Source organism: Streptomyces prasinopilosus (assembly GCF_001419695.1).
Classification (GTDB): Bacteria; Actinomycetota; Actinomycetes; order Streptomycetales; family Streptomycetaceae; genus Streptomyces; species Streptomyces prasinopilosus.
This window is the reverse complement of sequence record NZ_LIRG01000354.1, coordinates 1-2356: the sequence shown is the minus strand read 5'-3', so window position 1 is coordinate 2356 and position 2356 is coordinate 1. Positions and strand designations below refer to the sequence as shown.

Below are 2356 nucleotides of genomic sequence, written 5' to 3'. Positions count from 1 at the left end.
CCCGCTCGGCGGTCCGCCGGACCGGCGGACCGCCGATCGGGGCGGCGTCGCCCGGAGGGCCGCTCCCCGGCGGACCGCTGTCGGACGGACGCAACGGGTTCCCCTCTCTTCCCGGACCTCGACCTCGACCTCGACGGGGAGGAAGGGTAGCGCCCCCGGGGTTTCCCCGAGGGGGAAGCGGCTGCCGGGTCGGGAGTGTCGGAGGGAGCCAGTACAGTGATCCACTGTGGCACCACGACCCTTGCACGAACTCGTCGAACCCGGCTGGGCGAAGGCCCTGGAACCGGTGGCCGGACGCATCGCGGCCATGGGGGACTTCCTGCGCGCGGAGGTCGCGGCCGGCCGGACGTACCTCCCGTCGGGAGCGAACGTCCTGCGGGCGTTCCAGCAGCCCTTCGACGGCGTGAGGGTCCTGATCGTCGGTCAGGACCCCTATCCCACGCCGGGAATGGCGATCGGGCTGAGCTTCGCGGTGTCGCCGGACGTGCGGTCGCTGCCCGGCAGCCTCGAGAACATCTACCGGGAGCTGGGCACCGACCTGGGCCTGCCCAGACCCCTCAACGGTGACCTGACTCCGTGGACCGAACAGGGCGTCCTGCTGCTCAACCGGGCGCTCACCACCGCCCCGCGCAAGCCCGCCGCGCACCGGGGCAAGGGCTGGGAAGAGGTCACCGAGCAGGCCATCCGCGCCCTCGCCGCGCGGGGCGGGCCGCTGGTGTCGATCCTGTGGGGGAGGGACGCGCGCAATCTGCGCCCGCTCCTCGGGGACTATCCGGCGATCGAGTCGGCGCACCCCTCACCCATGTCGGCGGACCGCGGCTTCTTCGGCTCGCGCCCGTTCAGCCGGGCCAACGACTACCTGGTGCGGCAGGGCGCCGCCCCCGTGGACTGGCGTCTGCCGTCCGCCCGGGATGCGGACACGCCGGCCGGATAGCGCCGCCGGGGCGAAAGGACCCGGGCCGGCTCCGGTGCCCGGCGCGCCGGCCCCTCCGGGCCCCGGGCGGCTCGGGTGGCCCGGGCCCCGTCCGCGCGTTCGCCGTCCCGGGCCGCACCTCGGGAACCGGCAGGTCCGGCCCCCGGGTTCCGGCCGGCTCGTGTCACGGGAGGACCGCGGCCCGGACGCACAGCACGTCCGGCAGATGCGCGGCGAGCTGCCGCCAGCTGTCGCCGTCGTCGGCCGACGCGTACACCTCGCCGTTGCGGTTCCCGAAGTACACGCCCGCCGGGTCGGCGCCGTCGTGGCACATCGCGTCGCGCAGCACCGTGCCGTAGTGGTCGCCCCGCGGCAGGCCCGCGTCCAGCGGCTCCCAGCTCCGGCCCGCGTCCGTCGTGCGGTAGACACGGCAGCGCCGGCCGGCCGGTACGCGGTCGGAGTCGGCGTTGACCGGGAACACGTACGCCGTGTCGCCCCGGTGGGGATGGGCCACGACCGCGAAGCCGAACGTCGACGGCAGTCCGGCACCGATGTCGGTCCAGTGCGCGCCCGCGTCGTCACTGCGGTACACACCCCAGTGGTTCTGCAGGTACAGCCGGTCGGGTGTCACCGCGTCCCGGGCCACCTTGTGCACGCACTGGCCGAACTCCGGATCCGGATCCGGCAGGAACACCGCGGAGACCCCGGAGTTGGACGGGGTCCAGCTCGAACCGCCGTCCACCGTGCGGAACACGCCCGCGGTGGACACGGCGACCGTCACCGCCCGCGGATCCCGCTCGTCGGTCAGCACGGTGTGCAGGCCCTCACCGCCCCCGCCCGGCACCCACCGGGAGCGGGTCGGATGCTCCCACAGCGGCCGGACCAGGTCGAAGGACTCCCCGCGGTCCTCCGAGCGGTAGAGCGCCGCCGGTTCCGTCCCCGCGTACACCACGTCCGGCTCCGCGGCCGCCGGATGGAGCTGCCAGACCCGTTCCAGCGACGCCCCGGTGTCCTTGGGGAACCTGACGGCGGGCCGTGCCGGTTCGGTCCAGGTCCGGCCCAGATCGTCGGAGTGGAACACGGACGGACCCCAGTGCGCGCTGTCGCCGCCGGCCAGCAGCCTCGGTACCGGACCGCGGGTGTCGAGGGCGACCGAGTACACCGCCTGGGCGTTGAAGTAAGGGCTTTCGTCGAATTCCCAGCCGGTGCCCCGCCGACGCCCGATGAACAGGCCCTTGCGGGTGCCCACGGCAAGCAGTACCTCGGACATGCCGATCACCTCCGTGACGTCTTCGTCGACGCCCTCGTTCCGGACATCCGCCAGTCTGGACCCCGCCACTGACAGTCACCCCGGAACCGGACGTCGGCGCAGGTCGGGGCGGTGCGGCGGAACGCGGCGGAACACGGGGCGGACGCGGCGGAGCGCGCCGCGGTCCGGTGACC

At 74.3% G+C, this 2356-nt stretch carries 2 protein-coding genes; one reads left to right on the top strand and one right to left on the bottom strand.

Annotation, left to right across the window (positions count from 1 at the left end; translation table 11 throughout):
* The first annotated feature begins 226 nt into the window (after positions 1 to 226).
* A complete protein-coding gene (locus tag AOK18_RS15880) occupies positions 227 to 934 on the top strand; it encodes a uracil-DNA glycosylase (protein ID WP_055574834.1) in 708 nt (235 codons plus the stop codon).
* 163 nt (positions 935 to 1097) lie between these two features.
* Here the strand turns inward: AOK18_RS15880 and AOK18_RS15875 are convergent, their stop codons facing one another.
* A complete protein-coding gene (locus AOK18_RS15875) occupies positions 1098 to 2252 on the bottom strand; it encodes a WD40/YVTN/BNR-like repeat-containing protein (protein ID WP_055574835.1) in 1155 nt (384 codons plus the stop codon).
* Positions 2253 to 2356 lie beyond the last annotated feature (104 nt).